At 69.2% G+C, this 26329-nt stretch carries 26 protein-coding genes; 15 read left to right on the top strand and 11 right to left on the bottom strand.

Translation table 11 applies throughout. The features are described 5' to 3' along the window. The first annotated feature begins 16 nt into the window (after positions 1-16). Positions 17-1444, top strand: coding sequence for an MFS transporter (locus KME78_RS29175; RefSeq protein ID WP_308127175.1), 1428 nt, complete (start codon positions 17-19; stop codon positions 1442-1444). Here KME78_RS29175 and KME78_RS29170 read toward each other — a convergent pair. Next, positions 1441-3345 carry an ABC transporter ATP-binding protein gene (locus KME78_RS29170; RefSeq protein ID WP_219532567.1) on the bottom strand — a complete coding sequence of 635 codons (1905 nt, stop codon included), beginning with the start codon at positions 3343-3345 and terminating at the stop codon, positions 1441-1443. The genes KME78_RS29175 and KME78_RS29170 overlap by 4 nt on opposite strands. A 34-nt stretch (positions 3346-3379) precedes the next feature. Beyond that, a complete protein-coding gene (locus tag KME78_RS29165; protein WP_219532615.1) occupies positions 3380-5377 on the bottom strand; it encodes a PhoX family protein in 1998 nt (665 codons plus the stop codon). Between the two features lie 167 nt (positions 5378-5544). Between KME78_RS29165 and KME78_RS29160 the strand changes: the two genes are divergently transcribed. Further along, entirely contained in the window at positions 5545-5982 is a 438-nt protein-coding gene (locus tag KME78_RS29160) for a sterol carrier family protein (RefSeq protein WP_372454958.1), read from the top strand. On the opposite strand, the gene KME78_RS29155 is transcribed toward KME78_RS29160, so the two are convergent. Further along, on the bottom strand, positions 5979-7166 hold the full coding sequence (locus KME78_RS29155; protein ID WP_219532565.1) for a DUF4190 domain-containing protein: 1188 nt from the start codon (positions 7164-7166) through the stop codon (positions 5979-5981). The two genes, KME78_RS29160 and KME78_RS29155, sit on opposite strands and share 4 nt — an antisense overlap. A 142-nt stretch (positions 7167-7308) precedes the next feature. On the opposite strand from KME78_RS29155, the gene KME78_RS29150 reads away from it, so the two are divergent. The 4 genes from KME78_RS29150 (at position 7309) to purM (ending at position 11059) form a co-directional block, all read left to right on the top strand. Further along, on the top strand, positions 7309-7713 hold the full coding sequence (locus KME78_RS29150; protein WP_219532564.1) for a MarR family winged helix-turn-helix transcriptional regulator: 405 nt from the start codon (positions 7309-7311) through the stop codon (positions 7711-7713). Positions 7714-7807: 94 nt separating this feature from the next. Continuing rightward, complete coding sequence (locus KME78_RS29145; protein ID WP_219532563.1) at positions 7808-8554, top strand: SDR family NAD(P)-dependent oxidoreductase; 747 nt, start codon at positions 7808-7810, stop codon at positions 8552-8554. A gap of 49 nt (positions 8555-8603) precedes the next feature. After that, a complete protein-coding gene (purF, locus tag KME78_RS29140; protein ID WP_219532562.1) occupies positions 8604-10037 on the top strand; it encodes an amidophosphoribosyltransferase in 1434 nt (477 codons plus the stop codon). Beyond that, entirely contained in the window at positions 10034-11059 is a 1026-nt protein-coding gene (gene purM / locus KME78_RS29135; protein ID WP_219532561.1) for a phosphoribosylformylglycinamidine cyclo-ligase, read from the top strand. The genes purF and purM overlap by 4 nt, the downstream gene beginning before the upstream one ends. 233 nt (positions 11060-11292) lie before the next feature. On the opposite strand, the gene KME78_RS29130 is transcribed toward purM, so the two are convergent. Beyond that, complete coding sequence (locus KME78_RS29130) at positions 11293-11517, bottom strand: DUF3073 domain-containing protein (RefSeq protein ID WP_219532560.1); 225 nt, start codon at positions 11515-11517, stop codon at positions 11293-11295. 151 nt (positions 11518-11668) lie between these two features. After that, positions 11669-12748: a Leu/Phe/Val dehydrogenase gene (locus KME78_RS29125; RefSeq protein ID WP_219532559.1), complete on the bottom strand. Its 1080-nt coding sequence runs from the start codon at positions 12746-12748 to the stop codon at positions 11669-11671. Positions 12749-12859: 111 nt separating this feature from the next. Between KME78_RS29125 and KME78_RS29120 the strand changes: the two genes are divergently transcribed. Together KME78_RS29120 and bldC are read left to right on the top strand one after the other, a co-directional pair. Continuing rightward, positions 12860-13723 (top strand): DUF8083 family protein, encoded by an 864-nt coding sequence (locus KME78_RS29120; RefSeq protein ID WP_219532558.1) that lies wholly within the window; start codon positions 12860-12862, stop codon positions 13721-13723. Positions 13724-14045: 322 nt separating this feature from the next. Further along, positions 14046-14249, top strand: a complete 204-nt coding sequence (gene bldC, locus KME78_RS29115) for a developmental transcriptional regulator BldC (RefSeq protein WP_013133571.1) — start codon at positions 14046-14048, stop codon at positions 14247-14249. Positions 14250-14377: 128 nt separating this feature from the next. Here bldC and KME78_RS29110 read toward each other — a convergent pair whose 3' ends face one another. Further along, complete coding sequence (locus KME78_RS29110; RefSeq protein WP_219532557.1) at positions 14378-14965, bottom strand: TetR/AcrR family transcriptional regulator; 588 nt, start codon at positions 14963-14965, stop codon at positions 14378-14380. Positions 14966-15246: 281 nt separating this feature from the next. Between KME78_RS29110 and KME78_RS29105 the strand changes: the two genes are divergently transcribed. From KME78_RS29105 to KME78_RS29090, 4 genes are all read left to right on the top strand, one after another. Beyond that, entirely contained in the window at positions 15247-16239 is a 993-nt protein-coding gene (locus KME78_RS29105) for a LacI family DNA-binding transcriptional regulator (protein ID WP_219532556.1), read from the top strand. Positions 16240-16354: 115 nt separating this feature from the next. Next, a complete protein-coding gene (locus tag KME78_RS29100) occupies positions 16355-16603 on the top strand; it encodes a hypothetical protein (RefSeq protein ID WP_219532555.1) in 249 nt (82 codons plus the stop codon). An 86-nt stretch (positions 16604-16689) separates the two neighbouring features. Continuing rightward, a complete protein-coding gene (locus KME78_RS29095; RefSeq protein WP_219532554.1) occupies positions 16690-17517 on the top strand; it encodes an N-acetylmuramoyl-L-alanine amidase in 828 nt (275 codons plus the stop codon). After that, positions 17514-19112, top strand: a complete 1599-nt coding sequence (locus KME78_RS29090; RefSeq protein ID WP_219532553.1) for a beta-N-acetylhexosaminidase — start codon at positions 17514-17516, stop codon at positions 19110-19112. The genes KME78_RS29095 and KME78_RS29090 overlap by 4 nt, the downstream gene beginning before the upstream one ends. A gap of 7 nt (positions 19113-19119) precedes the next feature. Here KME78_RS29090 and KME78_RS29085 read toward each other — a convergent pair whose 3' ends face one another. Together KME78_RS29085 and KME78_RS29080 are read right to left on the bottom strand one after the other, a co-directional pair. Further along, a complete protein-coding gene (locus tag KME78_RS29085; protein ID WP_219532552.1) occupies positions 19120-19899 on the bottom strand; it encodes a nucleotidyltransferase domain-containing protein in 780 nt (259 codons plus the stop codon). A gap of 87 nt (positions 19900-19986) precedes the next feature. Beyond that, positions 19987-21039, bottom strand: a complete 1053-nt coding sequence (locus KME78_RS29080) for a quinone-dependent dihydroorotate dehydrogenase (protein WP_219532551.1) — start codon at positions 21037-21039, stop codon at positions 19987-19989. Between the two features lie 45 nt (positions 21040-21084). Here KME78_RS29080 and KME78_RS29075 point away from each other — a divergent pair, with 45 nt between their 5' ends. Beyond that, positions 21085-21459: a tautomerase family protein gene (locus KME78_RS29075; RefSeq protein WP_219532550.1), complete on the top strand. Its 375-nt coding sequence runs from the start codon at positions 21085-21087 to the stop codon at positions 21457-21459. Here the strand turns inward: KME78_RS29075 and KME78_RS29070 are convergent. After that, on the bottom strand, positions 21456-22139 hold the full coding sequence (locus tag KME78_RS29070; protein ID WP_219532549.1) for a hypothetical protein: 684 nt from the start codon (positions 22137-22139) through the stop codon (positions 21456-21458). The two genes, KME78_RS29075 and KME78_RS29070, sit on opposite strands and share 4 nt — an antisense overlap. An 89-nt stretch (positions 22140-22228) precedes the next feature. On the opposite strand from KME78_RS29070, the gene lpdA reads away from it, so the two are divergent. Continuing rightward, a complete protein-coding gene (gene lpdA / locus KME78_RS29065) occupies positions 22229-23608 on the top strand; it encodes a dihydrolipoyl dehydrogenase (RefSeq protein ID WP_219532548.1) in 1380 nt (459 codons plus the stop codon). A 61-nt stretch (positions 23609-23669) separates the two neighbouring features. Here the strand turns inward: lpdA and KME78_RS29060 are convergent, their stop codons facing one another. Then, on the bottom strand, positions 23670-24872 hold the full coding sequence (locus tag KME78_RS29060) for a tyrosine-type recombinase/integrase (RefSeq protein ID WP_219532547.1): 1203 nt from the start codon (positions 24870-24872) through the stop codon (positions 23670-23672). 1 nt (position 24873) lies between these two features. Beyond that, complete coding sequence (locus KME78_RS29055; RefSeq protein ID WP_219532546.1) at positions 24874-25494, bottom strand: hypothetical protein; 621 nt, start codon at positions 25492-25494, stop codon at positions 24874-24876. A gap of 263 nt (positions 25495-25757) precedes the next feature. Here KME78_RS29055 and KME78_RS29050 point away from each other — a divergent pair, with 263 nt between their 5' ends. Further along, positions 25758-25916: a helix-turn-helix domain-containing protein gene (locus tag KME78_RS29050; protein WP_246652007.1), complete on the top strand. Its 159-nt coding sequence runs from the start codon at positions 25758-25760 to the stop codon at positions 25914-25916. The last annotated feature ends 413 nt before the right edge of the window (positions 25917-26329 follow it).

Raw genomic sequence — 26329 nt, 5'->3', positions numbered from 1 at the left:
CGTATAGGAGACAGACGTGGACCGGAGATGGTGGGCGCTCACCGCGGTGACGCTCGGGACTTTCATGACCTACCTCGACAACAACCTCGCCAACGTCGCGCTGCCGACGATCCAGCGAGAGCTCCAGCTGACGATCTCCGGTCTGGAGTGGATCGTGAGCGGCTACATCCTGGTGTTCGCCGGGCTCATGCTGGTCGGCGGCCGGTTGGCGGACGTGTTCGGGGCCAGGCGGGTCTTCACGACCGGCTTGGTGATCTTCACCCTGTCGTCCTTCGCCGCCGGGCTGGCCGGTGACGGCACCACGCTGATCGCCGCCCGCGCGGTGCAGGGGTTCGGCGCGGCGCTGCTCACGCCGACGGCGCTGGCGTTGCTGACGCAGATCTTCCCCGACCCGGGCGAGCGTGGCCGGGCCGTGGGCATCTGGAGCGCCTCCGGCGCGCTGTCGATGGCGCTCGGCCCGGTGACCGGTGGCTTCATCAGCGAGCACCTGCACTGGGGCTGGATCTACCTGATCAACGTGCCGATCGGAAGCCTCACGCTGGGTCTGGCGCTCTGGGCCGTCCGTCCCGCCTTCACCCGGGTACGGCGCAGCCTCGACCTGGCGGGCCTGGCCACCTCGGCGCTCGCGTTGTTCGCTCTGACGTACGCGCTGATCGAGGGCGACGGCGCCGGCTGGACCTCGCCGGAGATCCTCGCCGCCTTCGGCCTCTCGCTCGCTGCGGCGCTGGCGTTCCTGCTCGTCGAGGCGCGGGCCGCGGAGCCGATGATCGACCTGTCTCTGTTCCGGGCAAGGGCGTTCAGCGGCGGCCTGGTCACCATGGGCATCTGGTCGTTCGGCGTGTTCGGCATCTACTTCTTCAGCGCCCTCTGGCTGCAGAACGTGCTGGCCTTCTCCCCCACCGAGGCCGGCGCCGCGTTCGTGCCGATGGCCCTGCTCATGGCGGTCATGGCGATCCTGTCGCAGCGGATCAGCGCGCGGCTGGGCATCGGCCCGACCGTCGCGCTCGGCATGGCGCTGATGGGCGGCGGCATCCTCATGCTCTCCGGGATCGGCGCCGACGGCGGCTACGGCGACGTCCTGCCCTGGTTCCTGCTGTACGGCCTGGGCGGCGGCCTGCTGGTGCCCCTGACCTCGGCGATCCTCACCAGCATGCCCGCGGGCAGGTCGGGCGTGGCCTCCGGGGTCCTGAACGTGTCACGCGAGGTGTTCGGGCTGCTCGGCATCACCGTCCTGGGCGCCATCCTGAACTCCAGGCAGAGCGCCAGCGACCAGCCGCCGCTGACCGCCTTCCTCGACGCCTACCAGTTCACGCTGGTGCTGGCGGCCGTGCTCGTCCTGGCGGCGGTCCCGGTCAGCCTGTACGCCCTGCGCACCCGCCGTACGAGCGGCCAGGCGGACCAGCAGCCGAGCGCCGACCAGCGAGAGCACTCGACAATCGGTTAGCGCGCGGCGACGGCGGCGGCCTCGTCGATGGCCTCCTCGATCAGCGGGTCGGCGAACTGGGTGCGGTACAGCTCCTCATACCGCCCCCCGGCCGCGAGCAGCTCGGTGTGCGTGCCCCGCTCGACCACCCGCCCGTCCTCGATCACCAGGATGACGTCGGCCGCGCGGATCGTGGAGAGGCGGTGCGCGATCACCACGGCGGTCCGGCCCTGCAGGGCCTCGCCCAGCGCCTCCTGCACCGCCGCCTCCGAGGTGGAGTCGAGCGCCGCGGTGGCCTCGTCCAGGATCACCACCCTGGGCCTGGCCAGCAGCAGCCGGGCGATCGTCAGCCGCTGGCGCTCGCCGCCCGACAGCCGGTAGCCGCGCTCGCCGACCACGGTGTCGAGGCCGTCGGGCAGGGACTCGATCAGCGTGGCCAGCCTGGCCCGGCCGAGCACCTCCCACAGCTCGGCCTCGTCGGCCTCGGGCTGAGCCAGCAGCAGGTTGGCCCTGATCGTCTCGTGGAACAGGTGCCCGTCCTGGGTCACCATGCCGAGCGTGTCGCGGATCGAGTCGGCGGTCAGGTCCTTCACGTCCACGCCGCCGATCCGTACGGACCCGGAGTCGGCGTCGTACAGCCTCGGCAGGAGCTGGGCGATCGTCGACTTGCCCGCACCCGAGGAGCCCACGAGGGCGACCATCTGCCCCGGTTCGGCGGTGAAGGAGACGCCGTGCAGCACCTCGGCCCCGCCGCGCGAGTCGAGCACGGCGACCTCCTCCAGCGAGGCGAGCGAGACCTTGTCGGCCGAGGGGTAGGCGAAGCGCACGTCGTCGAACTCCACCGAGACCGGCCCGTCGGGGACTTGGACCGCGCCCGGCCGTTCCTTGATGAGCGGTTCGAGGTCGAGTACCTCGAAGACCCGCTCGAAGCTGACCAGCGCGCTCATCACGTCCATCCTGGCGCTGGCCAGCGCGGTCAGCGGCATGTACAGGCGGGTGAGCAGCAGCGCCAGCGCCACGACCGAGCCGGCGTCGAGCTGGTCGCGCAGCGCGTAGAAGCCGCCGAGGCCGTACACGAGGGCCAGGGCCAGCGCGGAGACCAGGGTGAGCGCGGTGACGAAGACCGACTGCGTCATGGCCGTACGCACGCCGATGTCACGCACCCGCCTGGCCCGGCTGGCGAACTCCGCCGACTCGCGGGCGGGCCGGCCGAACAGCTTCACCAGCGTCGCGCCTGGCGCGGAGAAGCGCTCGGTCATCTGCGTGCCCATGGCCGCGTTGTGGTCGGCCGCCTCACGCCTCAGCCGGGCGATCCTGGTCCCCATCCGGCGGGCGGGCAGGACGAACACCGGCAGCAGCAACAGCGCGAGCAGCGTGATCTGCCAGGAGATCCCGATCATCACGATGAGGGTCAGCACGAGCGTCACGACGTTGCCCGCCACGCTGGACAGGGTGTCGGTGAAGGCGCGCTGCGCGCCGATCACGTCGTTGTTCAACCGGCTGACCAGGGCGCCCGTGCGGGTCCTGGTGAAGAAGGCGATCGGCATCCGCTGCACGTGGTCGAAGACCGCGGTGCGCAGGTCGAGGATCAGCCCTTCACCGAGCCCCGCCGACAGCCATCTGTTCAGCAGCCCGAGCCCGGCCTCGGCCAGGGCGAGGACGGCGATCAGTCCGGCGAGCCCGGCCACGACGCCGAACGCCTCGCCCTTGACGATCGCGTCGACGACCCGGCCCGCGAGGACGGGCGAGACCACCGCCAAGGCCGCCATCACCACGCTCAACACCAGGAAGAGCACCACTCTTCGCCGGTGCGGGCGGGCGAAGGCGGCGACGCGACGGAGCGTCGCCCTGGACAGCGGGCGACGCTCCGTCTGGTTGTTCAGCGAGTACAGCTGGTGCCATGCGGTCATTTCCATGCTCATGCATGGCAGCTTAGGAGCTGAACTTAACTTGAGGTCAAGCGCCGACCTTCTGGCCCTTGGCGTGCCAGACCACGGCGACCGACGGACGCGGCTGGTCACCGTCGGGCCAGTGGCTGGCCGGCTTGTCCGGGGTGGCGCCGTCCAGCTCGCCCGGGTGCTGCACCGCGACGAACACGCTGCGCTGGTCCGGGGTGACCATCGGCCCGCAGGTCTCCGCGCCGAGCGGGACCGTGAGGAACTGCCGCAGGTGCCCGCGCTCCTTGCCGCGCACCGGCATCACGAACATACCGTCGTTGCTGCCGAGCTGGTTGCCGTCGGTGGCGATCCAGAGGTTGCCGTCACGGTCGAAGGCCACGTTGTCCGGGCAGGAGATCGGCGAGACCTTCGTCTTGTCGTAGCCGGCGAAGTAGGTCGCGGGGTCGTTCGGGTCGCCGCAGATCAGCGGGAGCGACCAGGCGAACGTCTTCTCCCCCGCGTCGTCGCGCCGCTCGACGATCTCCAGCACGTGGCCGTGCTTGTTGGACGGGCGCGGGTTGGCCTCGTCGACCTGGGCCGCGGTGCGGTTGGTGTTGTTGGTCAGCGCCACGTACACGCCGCCGGTGACCGGGTTGCGCTCCATGTCCTCGGGGCGGTCCATCTTGGTCGCCCCCACCTTGTCGGCGGCGACGCGGGTGTAGACGAGCACCTCGATGGCGGTCATGCCGTCCACGTACGACCTGTCGCCCGAGACCAGCGGGATCCACTGGCCGGAGCCGTCGAAGGCGCCGTCGGACGGCAGCTTGCCCGACCCGTCGATCTCGGTGGCCGGGCTGTCGCCGGTGAACTTGGCGACGTAGAGCGTGCCCTCGTCGAGCAGGTTCCGGTTGTGCCGGTCGTTGCCGGGGATGTAGCGGTTCTTCGAGACGAACTTGTAGATGTACTCGAAGCGGGAGTCGTCCCCCATGTACACGACCACGCGGCCGTCGCGGGCCAGCGTGGTGTTGGCGGCCTCGTGCTTCAGGCGGCCCAGCGCGGTCCGCTTGACCGGCGTCGAGTCGGGGTCGAACGGGTCGATCTCCACGACCCAGCCGAACCTGTTGGCCTCGTTCGGGTGCTTGGCCAGGTCGAAGCGCTCCTCGACGCGGTCGAACCGGCGGTTGCTCGCCGGGGTGCCGGTCGTGATCGTGTAGCGGGAGATGTACGGCAGCTGCGCCGCCGGCACCTTGTCGCCGTTGACGAAGTACTGGTCGATGTTCTCCTCGGCGGTCAGCACCGTGCCCCACGGCGTCGATCCGCCGGAGCAGTTGTTCAGCATGCCGACGGGGGTGCGGCCCGCCGGGTCGGCGGCGGTCTTGAGCGGGTCACTGCCCGCGGCGGGGCCGCTGAAGCGCATCGGCGTCTGGGCGGTGATGCGCCGGTTGTAGCGCCTGCGGCCGTTGGTGACCAGCTTCCACTGGCCGGTTCCGCGTACGCGCTCGATCTCCACGACCGAGCCGCCGTGCGCGGCCAGCGCGATCTTGATCTGCTCCTCGGTGGCGGCGGCGCCGGTGGTGTAGCCGCGGAACATCAGGTTCTCGTTGGTGTACTCGTGGTTCACCCACAGCAGCCCGCGGTTGGCGCCCATCGGGAAGAGCGTGACGAAGTCGCAGTTGTACCCGAACTGCTTGGACTGCGCCTCGGCGCTCTGCTTGTCGAAGTCGAACGCGGGCGCGTCGGCCGTCACGGGGTCGCCCCAGCGCGCGACGACGGCCGAGGTGTAGCCGTCGGGGACGCGCAGCGCGTCCTCCTTGTTCGGCGGCACGGGGGTGAAGCGGATGTCCCCCGAGGAGTGGCCCAAGAGTTCGGCCTCCGGCTCCGTAGGCTCGGCCAGGGCCGGCACGGCTCCGGCGAGGCCGACCCCGGCGACCCCGGCGGCCAGGGCGCCCAGGGTGCCGGCGCGGAGCATGCCCCTGCGGGAGATCGCCTGCGCGACCACGTCGCCGAAGTAGGGGTTGTCACTGGTGTTGGCCACGTCGTGCGCACAAGCGTTGCCGCAGCGGAACCGGCAGGTCATCGCCGATCGGCCAGATGTATGCGTGGGCAGCAGCGGTAGCAGCCGGTTCGCCACAGGTCCTCCAAAAAAGTACGGTCTTCCGGCCGGGACGCTACGACCGTCATCGAAACCGCAGATGAACGACGACCGCCAGCACGATGAACGCTTCCTGGGGACACAATGGTGTGGTGCCATCGAGGAAACTGGACCCAGAGAAATTGCGGGCCGCGCTGGACGCCCAGCTCGTGGCGCTGGACGAGCCGCCCTTCGACGGGCCGCCGTCGGCACTTGCCGGTGCGCTGGTCTCAGCCGTGCTCGCCGCGTACGAGCGGGACCTGCGCCCCGAGCGGGACGCGGCCCGGCAAGCCATACGCTACCTGCTCGACCGGCTGGCGACCGCCGCGCCTGGGCGGACGGTGGAGGTGCGCGTGCCGCCGTACGCGGCCGTACAGGCCATCGCGGGGCCACGCCACACGCGCGGCACTCCCCCGAACGTCGTGGAGACGGACGGCCGCACCTGGATCGAGCTCGCGCTGGGCCGCCTCACATGGGCCGAGGCCATGGCGAAGGGCGCCGTCTCGGCGAGCGGCGCCCGTGCCGACCTGTCCGACCATCTCCCTCTTTAGGGGTTCCGCCGCATCCAGGGGAACTTGTCCTCGAAGCACTTGTCGGCGAGCTGGCCGGGAAGGTGGCCGCACTCCTGGACCACGTTCCAGAACCAGATGGCCACGATGGCGAAGATGATCAGGGCGAGGACACTGACCGCGATGCCCGTGATGGCGCGGCCCTTGCCCACGCCCCTGCTGAGCGCGACGCTGCCGAAGACGATCGACAGGATCGCGGTGAGCAGGCCGGTGAAACAGACGAAGACGAGAAACGGGCTGGCGACGCCCAGCACCAGCGAGGCCGTGGCCAGACCGCTGCCCGGTTTGATGGGCTGGCCGGTCTGATAGGGGCCGTACCCCGGGGGCGGGCCGTAGGGGGGACCGCCGCCGCCGGGCGGGCCGCCGTACGGGCTGGAGGGCGAGGTGCCGGGGACGGCGGGAATGGGCTCGGTCCTCGGCGGAACGTCCCGCTGCTCGCCGTATGCCTTGGGGCCGCCCTCGTACGGCGACCCGGGCGGAGGAGCTCCCCCGTATGGCGGCCCGGCGCCTTCACCGGACGGCTGCGGGCGGCCTTCCTCGAACGGCCACTCGGGGCCCTCCTCGGACGGCTGCGGGCGACCTTCCCCGTACGCAGGCCCGGCGCCCTCACCAGACGGCTGTGGGCGACCTTCCCCATACGCCGGGCCCGCGCCCTCACCGGACGGCGTCAGCGGGCGGGTCTCCTCGGACGGCGGCGGCTGCGCGCCCGGAGGCGCGAACGACGGCCGCTCCTCCTGCGATGACGGCGGCGGCTCCTCCGACGGCTCGTAGCGCGACGGTGTCGTGGACCTCGGCGCGCCGGGCTCCCCGCCCTCACGCTCCCAGCCCGGATAGGGCGGCCGCGCCCCGGGCGTCGGGAACACCTGGGTCTCCTCCGCGTCGCGCTCCGGGCCCGCGGCCGGGCCCGGTGTCTCGGGAGCGGTGGGCAGGTCGGGGTGGAACGGCGTCCGCGGCTCGCCAGCGGGACGCGGCGGCTCCTCCCGGGGAACCACCGGCGGCGCGGGCGTGATCGGCTCCTCGACGCCAGGCTCCCCACCCTCCCCCTCGGCGCCCCTGCCGGAGTCGCCGGTGGGCTCGTCCTCACGCGGCGGCCGGCCGGGCTCGTCCCGCGAAGGGCGGTCGCCGTCGTTCGGCCGGGGGTGGTTCGGATCTCCAGGTGTGGTCACGTCTGCGTCTCCCGACGGGTCTGCATGCCGGATACTTCACCCTTTCGCGCATGCCACCACCGAAACCGCACGACACGGTAAAACCCCCCTCATCCTTGGGTCACCATGCACCAAAGCGGCAGGCGGCGGGCAAGATGAGGAGATGCTGGACGAGACCCTGACCTACGCGCTGATCATGATCATGAAGACGCATCGCAACCAGATCGCGGCGGCCTTGGTCCCGCTGGGTCTGCACGTCGGCCAGGAACTGCTGCTCAACCAACTATGGAAGCAGGACGGCCTCACTCAGAGCGAGCTCATCGGCAGGCTGGGCGTCGAGCCGCCGACCGTCACCAAGACCGTCCAGCGCCTGGAACGGGCCGGCTTCCTGCACCGGGCACCCGACCCCGACCGGCCACGGGTGACCCGCGTCTGGCTGACCGACGCGGGCAAGGCCGTCCGCGAGCCCGTGGAACAGATCTGGGCGAGGATGGACGAAGAGCTGCTGGGCACCTTCGACGCCGGGGAGCGCGAGGTGTTCGCCCGCCTGCTGCGTGCCATGCCCTAAGAACCCTTTCACTCCCAGCGAAACCGCCTTGTGGTCCGGCGCCCGCCTGATGTTAGCTGGCTAATTAGTCGGCTAATTTACAAGGAGTTTGAACATGCACGTTCTCATCACCGGCGGTTCCTCCGGCATCGGCGCGGCCACGGCCGTCGCCTACGGAGCCACGGGAGCCCGCGTCACCATCACCTACAACTCCGGCGAAGATCGGGCGGCCCAGGTGGTCAAGCGAGTGGAGCAGGCCGGCGGCAAGGCCGCCGCCGTACGCCTCGACCTGGAGGACCACGCGAGCATCACCACCGCCGCCGAGGAGGTGGGGCCGGTCGACGCGCTGGTCGCCAACGCCGTGCGCTGGGGCACGATCATGCCCAACAGCGTCCCCTTCGAAGACGTGCCCGCGGCGGAGTGGACGGCCGCCCTGCACGCCAACGTGGTCGGCAACGCCGTCCTCGTGGGGGCCGTGCTGCCCGGCATGCGGCGCAACGGTTTCGGGCGGATCGTGTTCGTCTCATCGGGTGCGGCGGAGGAGGGACTGCCGGGTCCCGGGGCGTACGGCACGGCCAAGATGGCTCTGCACGGCATGGCCCGCGCGCTCGCCTGGGAGGCCGGCAAGGACGGCATCCTGGTGAACGTGGCCGCCGCCGGATTCACTCTCACCGAGCGCGAGCGGCCCGTCCCGCAGGAGGTCGCGGACGCGCTCGCCGCCCGTACCCCCACCCGGAGGCTCTCGACGGCGGACGACCTGGCGGCACTGATCGTCTTCCTCGGCTCCGCCGCGAACCGCAACCTCACCGGAGAGATCATCCGCGACGGATCCAACGCCGGCCGGTCGGCGCACGCCCTCTGATCTGGCCCCCGGGTGCGAGCAGGGGAGCGGCCGACCTAGACTGAAGCACGTGCTGAAAGGCGACGGCCGGCTCGGCCATGACCTGGACCCCCAAGACCGTGCTCCGCAAGACGCTTGTGGTGTCTTCGGCGTCTGGGCGCCAGGCGAGGAAGTCTCCAAACTCACCTACTACGGTCTGTACGCGTTGCAACACCGCGGACAGGAGTCCGCAGGCATCGCGGTCAGCGAGGGCAGCCGCATCCTCGTCTACAAGGACATGGGCCTGGTCGCCCAGGTCTTCGACGAGTCGGTGCTCGGGACACTCCGGGGCCACCTGGCCATCGGCCACTGCCGCTACTCCACGACCGGCTCCAGCGTGTGGGAGAACGCCCAGCCCACGCTCAGCTCCACCGACGTCGGCGGCCTCGCGCTCGCCCACAACGGCAACCTGATCAACACCCCGGAGCTGGCCCAGCGGCTGGCCCCCGGGGCGACCAGGGCGACCACCGACACCGACGTGCTCACCACGCTGCTCGCCCAGGACGACCGGTCCATCGAGGACGCGGCGGCCGAGCTGCTGCCGCAGGTCAAGGGTGCCTACTCGCTGGTGTTCATGAACGAGAAGACCCTCTACGCGGCCCGTGACCCGCAGGGCATCCGCCCGCTGGTCCTGGGCCGGCTGGAGCGGGGCTGGGTGGTGGCCTCCGAGACGGCCGCGCTCGACATCGTGGGTGCCACGTTCACCCGCGAGATCGAGCCGGGCGAGCTGCTCACGATCGACGAGCGCGGCGTCAGGTCACGCCGGTTCGCGCTGGCCGAGCCGAAGGGCTGCCTGTTCGAGTACGTCTATCTGGCCCGCCCCGACACCACCATCGCCGGGCGCGGCGTGCAGGTCACCCGGGTCGAGGTGGGCCGCGAGCTGGCCCGCGAGCACCCGGTCGAGGCCGACCTGGTCATCCCGACGCCCGAGTCCGGCACGCCCGCCGCCGTCGGCTACGCCCAGGAGAGCGGCATCCCCTACGGCCAGGGCCTGGTGAAGAACTCCTACGTCGGCCGCACCTTCATCCAGCCCTCGCAGACCATCCGGCAGCTCGGCATCAGGCTCAAGCTCAACCCGCTGCGCGAGGTCGTCGAGGGCAAGCGCCTCGTCGTCGTGGACGACTCGATCGTCCGTGGCAACACCCAGCGCGCGATCGTCAGGATGCTGCGCGAGGCCGGCGCCAAAGAGGTGCACGTACGCATCTCCTCGCCGCCCGTGGCCTGGCCGTGCTTCTACGGCATCGACTTCGCCACCAGGGCCGAGCTCATCGCGGGTTCGCTCACCGTCGAGGAGATCCGCGCCTCGCTCGGCGCCGACTCGCTGGGCTACATCTCGCTGGAGGGCCTGACCAAGGCCACCACCATCCCCGCCGAGCGCCTGTGCCGGGCCTGCTTCGACGGTTCCTATCCCATCCCCATCGACCAGGACAACGTGGGCAAGTTCGTGTTGGAGAGCAAGGCGTGACGACGTACGAGGCCGCCGGAGTCGACATCGAGGCGGGCGAGCGCGCCGTCTCGCTGATGAAGGCGAAGGTGGCCCGCTCGCGCCGGCCCGAGGTGGTCGACGACGCCAGCGGCTTCGCCGGCCTGTTCGACGCCTCGGCCCTGCTGCGCTACCAGCGCCCGCTGCTGGCCACCTCGACCGACGGCGTGGGCACCAAGGTCATGCTCGCCCAGCGATACGGCAAGCACGACACGATCGGCATCGACCTCGTCGCCATGGTCCTCGACGACCTGGTGGTGTGCGGCGCCGAGCCGCTGTTCATGACCGACTACATCGCCTGCGGCAAGGTGGTGCCCGAGCGGATCGCCGAGATCGTCGGCGGCGTCGCCGAGGGCTGCCGGCTGGCCGGGGCGGCCCTGCTCGGCGGCGAGACCGCCGAACACCCGGGCGCCATGGGCCCCGACGAATACGACCTGGCCGGCGCGGGCACCGGCGTCGTGGAGGCATCGGCGATGCTCGGCGCCTCCCGCGTGCGGGCCGGCGACGCGGTGCTCGGCCTGGCGTCGTCGGGAGTGCACTCCAACGGCTATTCGCTGGTACGCCACGTGCTGCGCGAGTCGTCGCTGTCGCTCGACGCCCACCTCGACGAGCTGACCAGGCCGCTGGGCGCCGAGCTGCTGGAGCCCACCCGGGTCTACTCGCTCGACTGCCTGGAGCTGGCCCGCGCGGTGGACGTGCACGCCTACGCCCACATCACGGGCGGCGGCATCGAGAACAACCTGTCCCGCTCACTCCCCGACCACCTGGACGCCGCCCTCGACCGCTCGTCGTGGACCCCACCACCGATCTTCTCGATCCTGGCCGGCCACGGCAAGATCGCCCAGAAGGACATGGACAAGACCTTCAACCTGGGCGTCGGCATGGCCGCCATCGTGGCACAGGAGGCTGCGGACGAGGCCCTACGCCTCCTGGCCGACCGCGGCCTGGAGGCCTGGGTCCTGGGCGAAATCACCGAGGGCACAGGCAAGGCCAGCTACCGCTGACACGGGCGGCAGGGGTTGCGCTGGCGACACCTGCCGCCAATTCACCACCCAGATGGTCTCACCGTCTTGTAACGGCGCCCGGCCCTGTGCGGGCTCAGCGGCCGTATTCCTGGAGGCCCCCAGCCCTGTACGGCGGGTGGCGGCCAAGTTGGCCGTGCCGTAAACCCACAAAAAAGAAAACTCACCCCACGGGTGGGTGCCGTGGGGTGGGCTTCGCTCAACCAGAAGAACGACTACGAACGCCCGGACGAACGACCGTCGTCGTTGTTGCTGTAGTCATCGGCGTAATCGGCATAGCGATCCGCCAGCTCATCGCTGAGGTCGTCGGCGTCGTCGTTGTCGCTGGAGTCTCCGACCCCGAGTTCATCGCGAAGACGATCAAGATCCGTGCCACCGCTGTTGTACTTCAGCTGGCGAGCAACCTTGACCTGCTTGGCCTTTGCTCGGCCGCGCCCCATTGGCTCGACCCCCTCGTGTGGGGTCGTCCCCGACCCCTCGTCGCTAACGCACCACACACTGACGCCGCCTGACTTTGGGCGTCAGCCTATCGTTCGCCTATTACCGTACCTGTTTTGTGCCCAGCTCGGTACGTCGTATGGGCGTGGGGCGTCAGTGGCCCAGCCAAATGCCCCTAATACGCCCGACTTCCGACATTCTGCGCTCGGCCAGCCTATCTGCTGCGACCGCCGGAGGGACGCCCTCCTCGGTCGCGATCGCGAAGATCTTCAGAGTCGTGTCGTAGATCTGGGTCGCCTTGGCTCTGGCACGCTCCATGTTGAAGCCCTCGAGCTCGTCCGCGACCTGGATCACGCCGCCCGAGTTGACCACGTAGTCGGGCGCGTAGAGGATGCCGCGCTCCGCGAGCTGCTTCTCGACCCCGGGATGGGCGAGCTGGTTGTTGGCCGCGCCACAGACGATCTTGGCGCGGAGCGTGGCCGATGCCCGGTCATCGAGCGCCCCGCCCAGCGCGCAGGGGGCGAACACATCGATGTCGGCCGCGATGAGCGCCGCCGCGTCTGCCACGACGTCCACCTCGGGGTGGCGCTGCCGTACGCGCTCGACCGCCTTGGGGTCGACGTCGCAGACGACCACCTCGGCCCCGTCCTCGCGCAGCAGGCCCACCAGCCGGTGGCCGACCTTGCCGACGCCCTCGACGCCGACCCGCCTGCCGAGCAGCGACGGCGTGCCGTACACGCGCTCGGCCGAGGCCCGCATGCCCTGGAAGACGCCGAACGCGGTGAGGATCGAGGAGTCTCCGGCGCCGCCATGGGCCAGCGTGCGGCCGACCACGGAGCGCGACTCCCTCGCGATGACATCCATGTCCTCGCTGTACGTGCCCACGTCACAGGCGGTGATGTAGCGCCCGCCGAGCGACTCGATGAAGCGGCCGTAGGCGCGCAGCAGCGCCTCGCTCTTGTCCCGGCCCGGGTCGCCGATGATGACGGCCTTGCCGCCGCCGAGGTCGAGACCGGCCAGCGCGTTCTTGTAAGCCATGCCCTTGGCCAGGTTGAGCACGTCGGCCAGGGCCGCCTGCTCGTCCGGGTAGGGGTAGAACCTGGTGCCTCCCAGGGCCGGCCCGAGTGCGGTGTTGTGGATGGCGATGATGGCACGCAGGCCGCTCTGCTCGTCCGCGCAGAATACGACCTGCTCATGGACGTCCTTGTGGGACGAACCGAAGACATCGGTCACGGTAGTGACTCCCTGTCCGTTACACTCCGTCGCTCCGTTGCGACGGATATCGCTTCTCAGCGTAATAGCCGCGACGGTGCGAGCAGGTTGTCTTCATGACACGATGCCTCCGTGCTGCCCTATGCCGCTTACCTCCGGGTCTACGAGCCGCTGACCGCGTTCGCCGAGTCCGAGCGCAAGGTCTGGGCCGAGTACGCCGAATCGCGCGACCGTCCCCGCCGGGCCACCGCCCTCAACGCCGAGCACGACGAGGCCGTCAGGCGCCTGCTCGGCATGCCGCCCCACCCGGCACCCGCGCAGGAGAGCCCCAACGCCTATCTGCGGCGCGTTGAGGACCGGCTCTATGTCTGTCCGTGGCAGACGCGGTTGCGCTCGTGGCTGGCCTTCTCAAGGCTGCGTGGCAGCACTCCCGTGAAGCTCATGGACCGGTTTGTCCCGAAGGCGATCGCCGAGCAGACCGTCGACGACTTCGACAGGTACAAGCGCACGGGTGGCTCCTCCGCGCTCCGGACCCACATCCGCACCACGGCCTGGCACGTGCCACCCGCGTGGTTCGTGCCCTTCGACGGCAACGAGCGCTGGCTGGTGCTCGGCTCCTCGACCCCGGGACAGGACGTGACCACCACGACGGGACGCAACCTCATCTACGTCACCTCCATGGCCCAGGCCAGGAGGCGTTCCGCGCGGGCGTTGCAGGTGCTGCGCAGGCACCTGGGCGAGGTGTCGGCCAACTTCGACGTGGAGGACGTGGCCAGGTGGCTTGAGGAGTTCCACCCGCACTCGCTGGTCGAGCTCGATTACGGCGGGTTGGTGCGCCTTATGGATGATGACGCCCTGCAAGCGGATCAGTCCGTCGCGGAGCTCTCCGCGGCCCTCACGGGGCTGGACACGGGTCAAGAAGAACTTGCCTACGCCATGTATCAGAGGGTGATCCTGCGCTGGAAGTCAATGCAACTTCTGGAATCTGCCAACTGAGCCCCAATGCAACCGTCTGACCTGCATAAGTAGGTCATGACTCGCGGCTGCTCTCTTCTGCGAACTGAGTAGTTTGCCGTTTTCACTGCGATACCACGAAACGTGTCGCTAGAATCACCGAGCGTGACATCGCCATGTGAGCGGGCAGTTGGGTCAAAGAAGGGCTCGCAAATCGCTCTGCGTGGCGGTATGGTCACTTCGGGTGATGCCGCATATGGCTCAGAAAAGCCGCACGCTCTGGGCTATAGGGGGACATCCGTGACACGCGCAAAGGGAGTCACAGGATCGCTGAGCCGGTCCACACGGAGGAGAGGCCGCACAAATGTCAGCTCGTACACCCGAGGCCGAGCCGCTGCTTACGCCCGCTGAGGTCGCGACCATGTTCAGGGTCGACCCCAAGACCGTTACCCGGTGGGCGAAGGCAGGCAAGTTGACGTCGATTCGTACCCTCGGCGGTCACCGGCGTTACCGGGAGACCGAGGTCAGGGCACTGCTGGCGGGCATTCCGCAGCAGCGCTCGGAGTAGTGCCGGGGTCGTCACGAACCTCAGGGGGGTTGAATGGTGGGCCGTGCTGGACAGCCCGGTCCACCCAGGTGACGACGTCATGTCGTAGTAGTGGGAAGCTGGCGCCGCCCGCCCGGCGCCATCCTTCCCTAGGCGAGCTGTTCCCTGGTCAGTAGATCCAGCAATCCGTCGACCTCCGCGTCATAGCCGGCGGCTACTCTGAGTAGCGCCACCATGTGATCGACGAGCATCTTCTCCAGCGTCGCGCGTTCGATGTCGCGGTGCTCCAGCCAGTCCAGGCCCGCGGTCTCCACCGACGCGATCCACGATCTCAGCGTCGTACGCAGCACCGGACTCGGCCGCTCCACCCGCATCTGCCGCTGGATGAGCCGGAAGAGGCGTTGCCGCACCCCGTCGACGATCTCCCCGATCTCCCCCGCCCGGTTGGCGGGTCCACCGCGCAGCAGCGCCGCGAATCCGGCCGCGTGCTCCTCGACGAAGTCGAAGTAGCGCCGCAGCCCCGAGGCGAGTTCGTCCAGCGGCCTGCCGCCGCCCTGCGGGCGCAGCCGCGACTCCAGCTGCTCGGCCGCGCTCTTCAGCGCCGCTACGTACAGCTCCTGCTTGCCACCGAAGTAGTGGTAGACCAGTGCCCGCGAAGCGCCGGCGGCCGAGGCCACGTCGTCGATCGAGACGTCTTCCGCGTCGCGTGTGCTGAAGAGCTCGAGTGCCGCGGCCATGAGCTCCTCGCGACGGCGATCCACGCTGAGCCTGCGCCGAGCCGGTCGGGCCGCTTCGGCTGACTTCCCGAGTGTCACAACTGCACAGTATCCGACCCCCTGCCTAATAGCGGACATGTAGCCAACTGGTCAATATCAGCCTTCCCTAACCTGAAGCCGTACCCTGTGGCGAACTCGATCGTTTGGTCAGACAGGTGCCCAACTTCGCATCGCGGGGGAGACACATGTCAGGACCACCCGTCAACACTTCAACTATCGCCGAGCTCCGTGAGGTAGACGCGATGCCTCGGCCAAGACCCACCATCCGCAACGTCGCCGAGCGAGCCGGCGTCTCGAAATCGCTGGTCTCACTCGTACTGCGCGGATCCCCGCACGTGAGCGAGCACCGGCGGCAAGCTGTTCTGCAGGCGGCCCGCGAGCTCGGCTACCGGCCCAACGCGGTCGCGCGGAGCCTCGTCGAAGGCCGTACCCACCTCGTCGGCGCGCTCGTCGCCGACCTGCACAACCCGTTCTACGCCGAGTTCCTCGACGGTCTGCAGGAGAGCCTGCACGGCGACGGACTGCGCATGCTGATCGGCAACAGCCAGTGGGACCCCGCCTTCGAGGACGAGGCCGTGGAGGCCTTCCTCGAGCTCAGGGTCGACGGGCTGGTGCTGCTCGGCATCGCGCCGACCAGCGAGACGCTGATCGAGGCGACCTCCTACACGCCCACGGTCGTCGTAGGGGAACGTGACATCGAGCTCGACGGTGTCGACATCGTCGTCGACGACGACCAGCTCGGCGCCCGTCTGGCCATCGACCACCTGGTCGAGCACGGCCACAAGCGGATCGCGCACATCGAGGGTCCGCGCTCATCACGCTGCGAGGGTTATCTCGTGGCGATGCGCAGGCACTCGCTGGCGCCGTACATCATGGTCGAGGCCGCGGAGTCGACCGAGGAGAACGGCCGGCAGGCCGCCCTCGCCCTGCTCAGCCGCGAACCCAGGCCCACGGCGATCTTCGCCGCCAACGACGTGGTGGCGCTCGGCGTCCTCTCGGCCGCGGCGGAACTGGGGCTGAAGGTGCCGGACGACCTGTCGGTGGTCGGTTACGACAACACCCACCTGGCCGCCTCGCACCACATCTCTCTCACCTCCGTCGACCAACCGCGCCGCACCATGGGCCGGTCCGCGGCGGCCCTGCTCAGCGACCGGATCGGAGACCCAGCGAAAGTCGCCCGGCTACGCCAGGTGACCCCCGAACTGATCGTCCGGCGAAGCACAGGACCCGCATAGGGAGCACGGGTCGCGTTTAGAGAGAGCCAAAGCTGGGTCAACCCGTGCGGCGGCGGCGCCGCACGGAGGTTTACTCGTCAGGTCAAGCGACACGATCTGATCCGGGGGGACAGCCATGCGTGATCCGGAACTGGTGTCCTGCGCCCAGCGCGCGGCGACCGAGCTCGAACGCGCCTGGGCGCAGTGGCGCGCGGGCAGGGACAGGGGTACCGACGTCGGCGCGGAGTCCGTGGCCAGCTACGTCGCCCACTCCCTCGACCACCCATGGGGACGTCCGCGCGTCGTTCTCGGTCTCGACGCCGAGGACGCTCGGGAGCTGGCCGCGCTGCTCGAACGGCAGGAGGTGGGCGAACACGTCTGGTGACGCCCGCCCCTGAGGTGAGCCTGCGGCGGGGACCGCTCTGGACATAAGCGTCTGGCGAGGACCGCTCTTGACGTAAGTTGGAACGCATGCGTGCTCTTCCTGCGTCACTCCTCGCTGTCTGCGGCCTGATCGCCACCGCGTGCGGCAGCACCGGCAGCGGTGGCGCCGCGGCAGGTCAGGCCGCCCAAGCGGCCGCGACGACCCTGGCCCCCGCCCCGGCGCAGGCTCGTACCAAGCCCCAGGCAGCGGCCCGGCCGCTGGAGGGCAAGACCATCGTCATCGACCCGGGGCACAACGGCGGCAACTACCGCGATCCGAAGGCCGTCAACCGCAAGGTCAACGTGCTGACCAAATGGAAGCCGTGCGACACGACGGGCACCGAGACCAACAGCCACTACACCGAGGCCGCCTTCACCTGGGACGTCGCCAACCGCATGGTCAAGATCCTCAAGACCCGCGGCGCCACGGTGAAGCTGACCAGGGCCGACAACAGCAGCGTCGGGCCGTGCATCACCGAACGGGCCGCGATCGGCAACAAGGCCAAGGCCGACGCCGCGATCTCCGTGCACGGCGACGGCGCGGCGGCCGCCAACTACGGCTTCCACGTCATCATGCCGAAGAAGATCAACGGCCCGGTCGACCCCGTCGTGGCCGACTCGCGCAGGCTGGGCCTGGCCGTGCGTGACGCGTACCAGAAGGGGACCGGCCTGCCCTACTCGACCTACATCGGCAGCAAGGCCCTCGACTTCCGCAACGACCTCGGCGGCCTCAACCTGTCGACGGTGCCGAAGATCTTCATCGAGTGCGGCAACATGCGCAACGCGGCCGAGGCGGCCAAGTTCCAGGATTCCGCGTTCCGACAGCGGATCGCAGTAGCGCTGGCCGACGGTTTGCAGCACTATCTCAAAGCATGATTCCTCGCCCCAATCTGCTGAACGATCTCTCCGGTTCCTACGAGCTGACCTCGGGCGCGGCCATCTCGGGGCCCGAGGACCTGGTCGACGCCGTACGACTGGCGCTGCCGGTGCTCGACCTGCGGCCGGGCGACGCGGGAGCCGTCGATCTGCGGCACGACCCGGCCCTCGGCCCGGAGGCGTACCGGCTGGTCGTGGGGTCGCGCGGGGTGGAGATCACGGCGGGTGACCGGGCGGGCGCCTTCTACGCGGGGCAGTCGCTGCACCAGTTGCTGCCACCCGCGTCCTACCGTTTCTCGGCCGAGGCGGCGTGGATCGTTCCCGGGGTGCGGATCGAGGACGCTCCCCGCTTCTCCTGGCGTGGCCTGCATCTCGACGTGGCCAGGCACTTCTTCCCCAAGCGTGAGGTGCTCCGCCTGATCGAGCTGATGGGGATGCACAAGCTCAACCGGCTCCACCTGCACCTGGTCGACGACCAGGGCTGGCGGGTGGAGAGCAGGGCGTACCCGCGGCTGCACGAGGTGGCCTCGCACCGCTCACGTACCGCGACCAACCACTACCGGGAGCCCGAGGCCTACGACGAGATCCCGCACGGCGGCTACTACTCGCTCGATGACCTGACGGAGATCGCCGCCTACGCGCGGGCCCGCGCGGTCACCGTCGTGCCGGAGATCGACGTGCCGGGGCACGCCCAGGCGATCCTGGCGGCCTATCCGGAGTTCGGCTCCTCCGACGACGACTACCAGGTGCTGGAGCGGTGGGGCATCACCCCGGCCATCCTGTCCCCCATGCCGCCCACGGTCGAGTTCCTGACCGCGATCTTCGACGAGCTGATCGGCGCCATCGGCGAGACCCCATACGTGCACATCGGCGGCGACGAGGTGGTGCTCGACCACTGGGCCGCCTCCCCCGAGATCACCGCCTACCGCGACTCGCTGGGCCTGTCGTCCATGGGCGAGTTGCAGGCGTGGTTCCTGCGCCGGCTCGCCGACGTGCTCGCGGACCGCGGCGCGCGGGCGGTCGTGTGGGACGAGGCGTTCGTCAGCGGCGAGCTGCGGCACGACACGCTGGTGATGCCGTGGCGCGGGATGGGCGTCGGCCGGCGGGCCGCCGCGGCGGGCCACGACGTGATCGCGACGCCGGTGTTCCCGCTGTACTTCGACTACGCGGAGTCGGCGTCGGCCGACGAGCCCATGGCGATCGGTGACGCGATCACCGTCGCCGACGTCGCGGCCTTCTCCCCCGCCCCGGACGACTGGTCCGGCGAAGAGCGGTCGCGGGTCGTCGGGGCCCAGGCCCAGCTCTGGACCGAGCGCATCCCCGACCCTCGTACGCTCGACTACCGGGCGTGGCCGCGGGCGTGCGCCCTGGCGGAGGTGGCGTGGTCCGGCTCGGCGGCGGCCGACTTCCCCGCCCGCCTTGAGGAGCATCTCGGCCGGCTCGACGCGATCGGGGTGGAGTACCGGCCGCTGGACGGGCCCAAGCCGTGGCAGCGACGCAGACCCCACCGGCCCGCCACCGTACGCGTGGCCGAGGTGATGAAGCGGGTGGACTCGATGACCCACGACGCGGAGTCGACCAGGCCCAGCGTGTGACCGTCCGTCACATCTCCAGCACCATGGTCATGAAGGCCAGCAGATCGGCCCGGCGCCGGAACGGATTGCGGTAGAGCGCGGGCCCGCCCAGCCTGATCCGCAGCGCCTCGCGGACGATCCGGTGCCAGCGCGCGTCGAACACCTCCAGCGCATATTCGCCCGCGGCGGCCTTCGACGTCACCTCGCCCACCGCGAGCGTCTGACGCAGGCGGGTGACGCCGAGCGCTCCCCACGCGGTCTGGAACTCGCGCAGCGCGGCCACGCCCGCCCGGGAGGCCGGCCGGGCGCTGTGGTGTACCCACCTGGTCCAGTACGTCGCCAGGTTCTCCCTGGTCCGCTTGGCGAGGGTGTCCCAGTCGGTGTGGATGCCGAGCTGGGCCGCCGACGGCCCTCTCACGGTCACGCCACCTTGGGCCAGCACGTGCCAGGTGACCAGGCCGCGCTCGAACCTTCCGGACTCGGTCAGCCGCCATTCGTGCACCGACGGACCGTCGGGCGCCTGTGCCGGGTCCTTGCGCAGGTCGTTCCAGGTGACGTAGAGGCCGTCGAAGTGCGGCTTGGTCCCACGGGTCTTCAGCTCGGCGTGGATCGTACGAAGCGCGGCGGGATCGGGCGGCCGGCCGGTCACCGCGACGAAGTCGACGTCGCTCACCCGCGGCCGGTAGTCGCCCAGTGCGATCGATCCCTGCAGGTACAGCCCCTCGATCAGACCCGGTGCGTGGCGATCGGCCAGTTCGAGGTAGTCCCGGCACAGGCGCGCGGGTGTGTCGTGCAGATCATCGAGCATCCGGGAACCCTAGCAACGCGGGGAACGCCCGCTGTCCCAGTTGGCTCGTTCTTCCGCCTGCCGTGGGCTCCCGTCCGCCCACCCGTTTCAGGCCGTACGGCCGATCGCTTCTGAGATCGAGGTGAGGCCGTGGCGGCGGACGCGGCGCGCGAGCTGCCGGTGGATGCGCGCGGCCCAGAACGGCCCGCCGTAGATCCACCCGGTGTAGCCCTGGACCAGGGTGGCCCCGGCGAGCAGGCGTTCCCACACGTCGTCGACGTCCTCCACACCACCCACGGAGACCAGGGTGAGCCGGTCGCCGACGCGAGCCCGCAGCCGGCGCAGCACCTGCAGGGAGCGTGCCTTGAGCGGGCGGCCCGACAGCCCGCCGGTCTCGCCGCCGTGCCGGATCGTGGTGTTGGTCGCGATGATCCCGTCGAGCCCCAGCTCCAGCGCCAGGTCGGCGACCGCGTCGATGTCCTCGTCCGCGAGGTCGGGGGCGATCTTCACCAGCAGCGGAGTGCGGCGCGGCGTGCCGTCGGCGACCTCCTTGACCGAGGCGAGCAGCGGGCGCAGCAGCGACACGGCCTGCAGGTCGCGCAGTCCGGGGGTGTTGGGCGAGCTCACGTTGACCACGAGGTAGTCGGCCAGCGACGCCAGCTCCTTGGCACTGGCCACGTAGTCGGCGACGGCCCCGGACTCGGGCACCACCTTGGTCTTGCCGATGTTGACCCCGACCACGACCGGCAGCCCCCGGGGGCGGCGCAGGCGGCGCGACGCGGCGGCCGCCCCGGCGTTGTTGAAGCCCATCCGGTTGATGACGGCCCGTCCCGGCACCAGCCTGAACAACCGGGGCCGGGGGTTGCCCGGCTGGGCGTGCGCGGTGATGGTGCCGACCTCGACATGGCCGAAGCCCAGAGCGGCGACGCCCTCGGCGCAGGCGGCGTCCTTGTCGAACCCGGCGGCCAGGCCGAGCGGTCCGGGGAAGTGCACGCCGAACGCGCTGACGCGCAGAGCCGGGTCGTGCGGCGCGAGCGCTCGATAGAGCAGCCGCTTGAGCAGGGGCAGCGCCGAGAGCAGCGCAAGGGCCCTGACAGTCAGATGGTGCACGGCCTCGGCGTCGAAACGTCGCAAGACCTGCGTGAACACGAGGCGATACATCAGGGGTCAGGCTACCAATCACGGGGACCCCCTATATTGACGGGCATGGCGCAGCTCAAGATCTACGGTCGGCGGGACGTGTGGGCCGGGCGACAGCGGGAGCTCTCGGATCTCCTGCACTCCTGCGTGGTCAGCGCGTGGGGGCTGCCGGAGGACAAGCGGTTCCACCGGTTCCTGCTGCTCGACGCCGAGGACTTCGTGTGCCCGCAGCGCGGCCCGGACTACCTGATCATCGAGGTGGTCTGCTTCACCGGCCGCAGCGACGACGCCAAGCGGGCGCTGATCCGGACGATCTACGAGAGGTCGGGGCTCGCCGCCGAGGACGTGGAGATCACGATCATCGAGATGCCCCAGGTCAACTGGGGCATCCGTGGGGTCCCGGCGGACGAGCTGGCGCTGCCGTACAAGGTGGACGTCTAGCCGAGGGTGCCGAGCACCACCGCGCCCGCGCCGATGGCGAGGGCCAGCGGGAACGCCCACCACTTCGGCGCGGGACCGTCGCGTAGCACTTTGACGCCGAAGGGCACGAGCGCGACGCACAGGCCCGCGGTGGCCACGATCGACATCACGCCGGTGCCCTTGAGCACGCCGATCGGCAGCGCGGACATCAGGCCGAGGGCGACCGCCCGTACGAGATCCAGCGTGCCGGCCCGCCACAGGCCGACGGCCAGCACGATCCAGCCGAAGAACAGCGCCACGCTGAGCGAGGCGAAGACGTGGAAGGCTCCATAGGAGTCCGCCACCGCCCGCTCCGCGGCCGGCAGGCCCTGCACGGAGACCAGCTGGAACGCCAGATGGCTGACCCCGGCGTGGAAGGCCCGCTCGAACAGGCCCAGCATCACCATCACCCCGCCCCACAGCACCCACCGCGAGCCGGGCGAGCGCCGCACGAGGCCGAGCACGCCAGGCCAGAGCAGCACGTTGCCGGCGGCGAAACAGCTGTAGGAGGCGGTCATCAGCGCTGGGTCCCCGGCGAAGGCCGCGAGCTGGCGCGGGAAGAAGGCGTCGTACGGCAGGCGCAGCAGTACGCCCGCCAGCATGAGGACCGGTGCGATCACCAGGCTGACGCCTTCGGGCCACCGTCCGGGGAATTCGGTCATGCCTCGATCCAACCGAGCGCGATCGGCCGGGTCATTGGCACAGGGGCGAGGTTCAGGGGTAGCGCTAGGTGGACGGTATGGTCCGACTCATGAGCACTCACTATGACGTCGTCGTTCTCGGCGCGGGTCCCGGAGGGTACACGGCCGCGGTCCGCGCCGCCCAGCTCGGGCTGCGCGCAGCGGTCATCGAGGAGAAGTACTGGGGTGGCGTCTGCCTGAACGTGGGCTGTATCCCGTCCAAGGCACTGCTGCGCAACGCCGAGCTCGCGCACATTTTCCACAACGAGGCCAAGACCTTCGGCATCAGCGGCGAGGTCAGCTTCGACTACGGCGCCGCCTTCCAGCGCAGCCGCAAGGTGGCCGACGGGCGGGTCAAGGGCGTCCACTACCTGATGAAGAAGAACGCCATCACGGAGTACGACGGCCGCGGTACGTTCCTCGACGCCAACACCATCCAGGTGAACGACGAGACGATCACCTTCGCCACCTGCATCATCGCCACCGGGGCCAGCACCAGGCTGATCCCGGGCACGTCGCTCTCGGAGCGGGTGGTGACGTACGAGGAGCAGATCATGACCGATCAGCTTCCCGGCAGCATCATCATCGCGGGCGCGGGCGCGATCGGGGTGGAGTTCGCGTACGTCCTGCACAACTACGGCGTCAAGGTGACGATCGTGGAGTTCCTCGACCGCATGGTCCCGCTGGAGGACGCGGAGGTCTCGGCCGAGCTGGCCAAGCGCTACAAGCGGCTCGGCATCGAGGTGCTCACCTCCACCCGCGTCGACGGCATCGAGGACACCGGTGCCTCGGTCAAGGTGACCGTCACCCGCGACGGGCAGCAGCAGGTGCTGGAGGCCGACAAGGTGCTGCAGGCCATCGGCTTCGCACCGCGCGTCGACGGCTACGGCCTGGAGAAGACCGGCGTGGCCCTCACCGACAGGGGCGCGATCGCGATCGACGGCAGGTGCCGGACGAACGTGCCGCACATCTTCGCCATCGGCGACGTCACCGCCAAGCTGATGCTGGCGCACGCCGCCGAGTCCATGGGCATCATCGCGGCCGAGACGATCGGCGACGCGGAGACCATGGAGCTCGACTACGTGATGATCCCGCGGGCCACGTACTGCCAGCCGCAGGTGGCCAGCTTCGGCTACACCGAGGCGCAGGCCCGGGACCTGGGCTATGACGTGAAGGCGGTCAAGTTCCCGTTCACCGCGAACGGCAAGGCGCACGGCCTGGGCGACGCGAACGGCTTCGTCAAGATCATCAGCGACAACAAGTACGGCGAGCTGCTCGGCGCGCACCTGATCGGCCCGGAGGTGACGGAGCTGCTGCCCGAGCTGACGCTGGCCCAGCAGTGGGACCTCACCGTGCACGAGGTCGCGCGCAACGTGCACGCCCACCCCACGCTCGGCGAAGCGGTCAAGGAAGCGATCCACGGCCTCGCCGGCCACATGATCAACATGTGATCGCTGGGGGCAAAAGCCCCAGGTAGACAGGCATTTATGGGTCTTCGTGGTCAGCACGAAGTCAGCACGCTGCTGCCGGGACTTCGGCGATGCCCGTCTGATAACCGGCCTGCATCACGTCGAGCGCCCTGTCCCACGCCTCGTCCACGAGGTGGCCGTACGTACGGAATGTGATCCCGATGTCCTGGTGTCCCAGCCATCGGGACACGTCCGTGATGGGGATGCCCTGGGCAAGTTGCATGGACGCGTAGGAGTGGCGGAGTCCGTGAGGGGTGAAGTCCTCGGGAAGGCCCACCGTCTTGGCTGCGGCGGCGAACGCCAGCCGATAAGTCTCGTACCCCACCCAACCTCCCTTGGCTGCCTGGAACAGGTACCCGTCGGCGGTGCCGTGGCTCTCGATGTGCGTGGTGATGGCGGAGTGAACGAACGGCGGCAGCGGCATGACCCGGTAGTCCCCTTCCTCACGGTGCTTGAGTGGGCCTAACACGCGCTTTCTGGTCACCTGCTCGTGGATGCGCAGTCTCCGGCCGCCGAACATCACGCCTCCCTCAGCGACGGCGAACGCTTCGGATACCCGGAGACCGCATCCGGCCATGAGCCACACCGTCGCCGCCCAGCGGGCTGGCATGGAGTCGGCGAGCTTGCTGATCTGCGCCCAGGAGGGAACCAGAAACTCCTGTCTCTGCGCGGCGCTGGGCAGTTCGATGTCCGTGCAGGGCGACTCGGGGATGAGCTTGTCCTTTGTGGCCTCGCTGAAGATTGCGGCCACGACCATATAGGCGCTGTGGATGGTGTTCGGCGCGTACGCTGCCTTGATCAGGGCTGAGATGAAGTTCTTGATGGTCTGCCTGGTGATGGCATTCAGCCGAAGGTGACCGAGAGTCGGGTTGATCTGGTTCTTCAGCGCATTGCCGTAGATCTCAACGCTCTTGGCCGACAGCCCGACACGGCCTGAGAGCCAGCTGTCCGCGTAGTCGGCGAAAGTGATCGCTCCGGCTTTGGGATCGATGGTGCGGCGTAAGCCGCTCACCTTGTCGGACTTGATCTCCAGAATGAACGCTTCTGCGTCCTTCTTCATGTTGTGCGGGTAGGACTGCTCCTGTTGCTTGGTGCCGCGTCCGCCGAGCCGGTAGCGGACGGTCCAGGAGTGGCCGCACTTGCCCCAGGATCGTTCGGCGGTCTTGCGGTCGTCGGCCTTGCGGAGGTCGAGTGTGCGTCCGGCTTTGGTGTCGGCGCACTCGCATTTCTTGATCAGGCTGGCCACGTTAGTTCGTTTCCTCGCTTTCGTTCATCGCCTTGAGCAGTGAGACGGCCTTGTCGGTCAGGGTGCCGCCCGATTGGCGTTCGGCGGCCTCGGTGAGCATGCCGTTCTTGCGGGCCAGGGAGATCCAGTTGGCTGCTGCTCTTCGGTCCGCACCCACGATCTCGGCGAGGTCCTGCACGGGGTTGGGCTCGCGCATGAGCACATACCAGACGTAGAGGACGGCTATGGCGAGGTGGAAGGACTCCGGTCGCCCGGTCCGGCCTGGCTTGGGGTTGTCCTTGACGGTCTGCCGAATGTGCCGCATCGCCCAATCGGTGCGCGGTTCCAGCACGTGGAAGATGTCTTGTTCGCGGCTGAGTCGCTGAAGGTCGCTCTTCAGCTCTCGCGCGATGTCGGCCAGTGGGATGGATCGCAGCGTGCCCGTGGTGATGCCTCGGGCCATCAGTTCGGGGTCGTTGGTGGTGATGCGCAGTTCGGTAGGGCCGCCCGTGCTGTTGGACGACCACCACATGTCCACCTGCCAGCCGTCGTACCAGTGCTGGAGGTGGTAGCCGGGGCCCTGCTCGGGCCGCACCTCTTCTCTCGCGTGCGTGTGTGTGTGCGGTTCCTCTTGTTTGGTCATGGCGATGACGCTACACCATTCACGGACAGTCTGGAAGACTGTTCATGTATTGCTTGACCATCTGTACCTGAATGTGCAACGGTGATCACCGCCCGCCGCGCCGGGCCGGGAAGGGCTGCGAGGCCACGCCCGGCCGGGGCGGTCACGGGCATGCCTTTGACAACTGCACAGCGGACACGACGCGAGGCGTACAGATTGCGGGCGCAGCGTGCCCGCACATGAGAGAGGAAAGCGATTTGGGCAGCGGAGGAAGCAACCGACTCATGAGTGTGGAAGAGGTGGCCGCCCACCTGGGCGTGCCAAAGAGCACGGTCTACAACCGATGGAAGCCCTGGAACCTGAAGGGCCACCGCATCGGCCGACGCGTGATGTTCAGGGAACGCGACGTAGAGACCTGGATTGACCGCCAAGCCATCCATTGACCATCGAGACAGGGGGAAATGCGATCACTAATCAGTTGGAGTGGACTATGGCAAGGGATCGAATTGACTTTTCCTGAACATCAGTTTGGCAAGGTTTTTCAGCGGTATGCGGGCAGCGTGGCCCGTCAGGGGCGCAATCTTTCCTTAGATGCCCGACTCCTTTTGGCCGCCATCGCTCGCGCAAACAACACAGGGCACGCTGTATTCAAAGCGGGGGAGCTGCGGCAGGTCCTTAGCCGAGAGAAACCGGACGGGACTGTTAAGCCCGCTTCGCGGTCAACCGTCTACGACACGTTGAAAAAGCTTCGCTTGGCAGGGCTCGTACTGCCTCGCGGCGGGGAAACCTGCGTATGGCTTCCGCGAGAATTCTGGGAACGCGGATTGGACAAGGGCGCAATGTGTCCCGTTCATCA

The sequence above is a fragment of the Nonomuraea guangzhouensis genome, from assembly GCF_019396345.1.
In the GTDB taxonomy this organism is placed as follows: domain Bacteria; phylum Actinomycetota; class Actinomycetes; order Streptosporangiales; family Streptosporangiaceae; genus Nonomuraea; species Nonomuraea guangzhouensis.
Note: the sequence above shows the minus strand (reverse complement) of the source record. Positions and strands in the feature narration are given on the sequence as shown.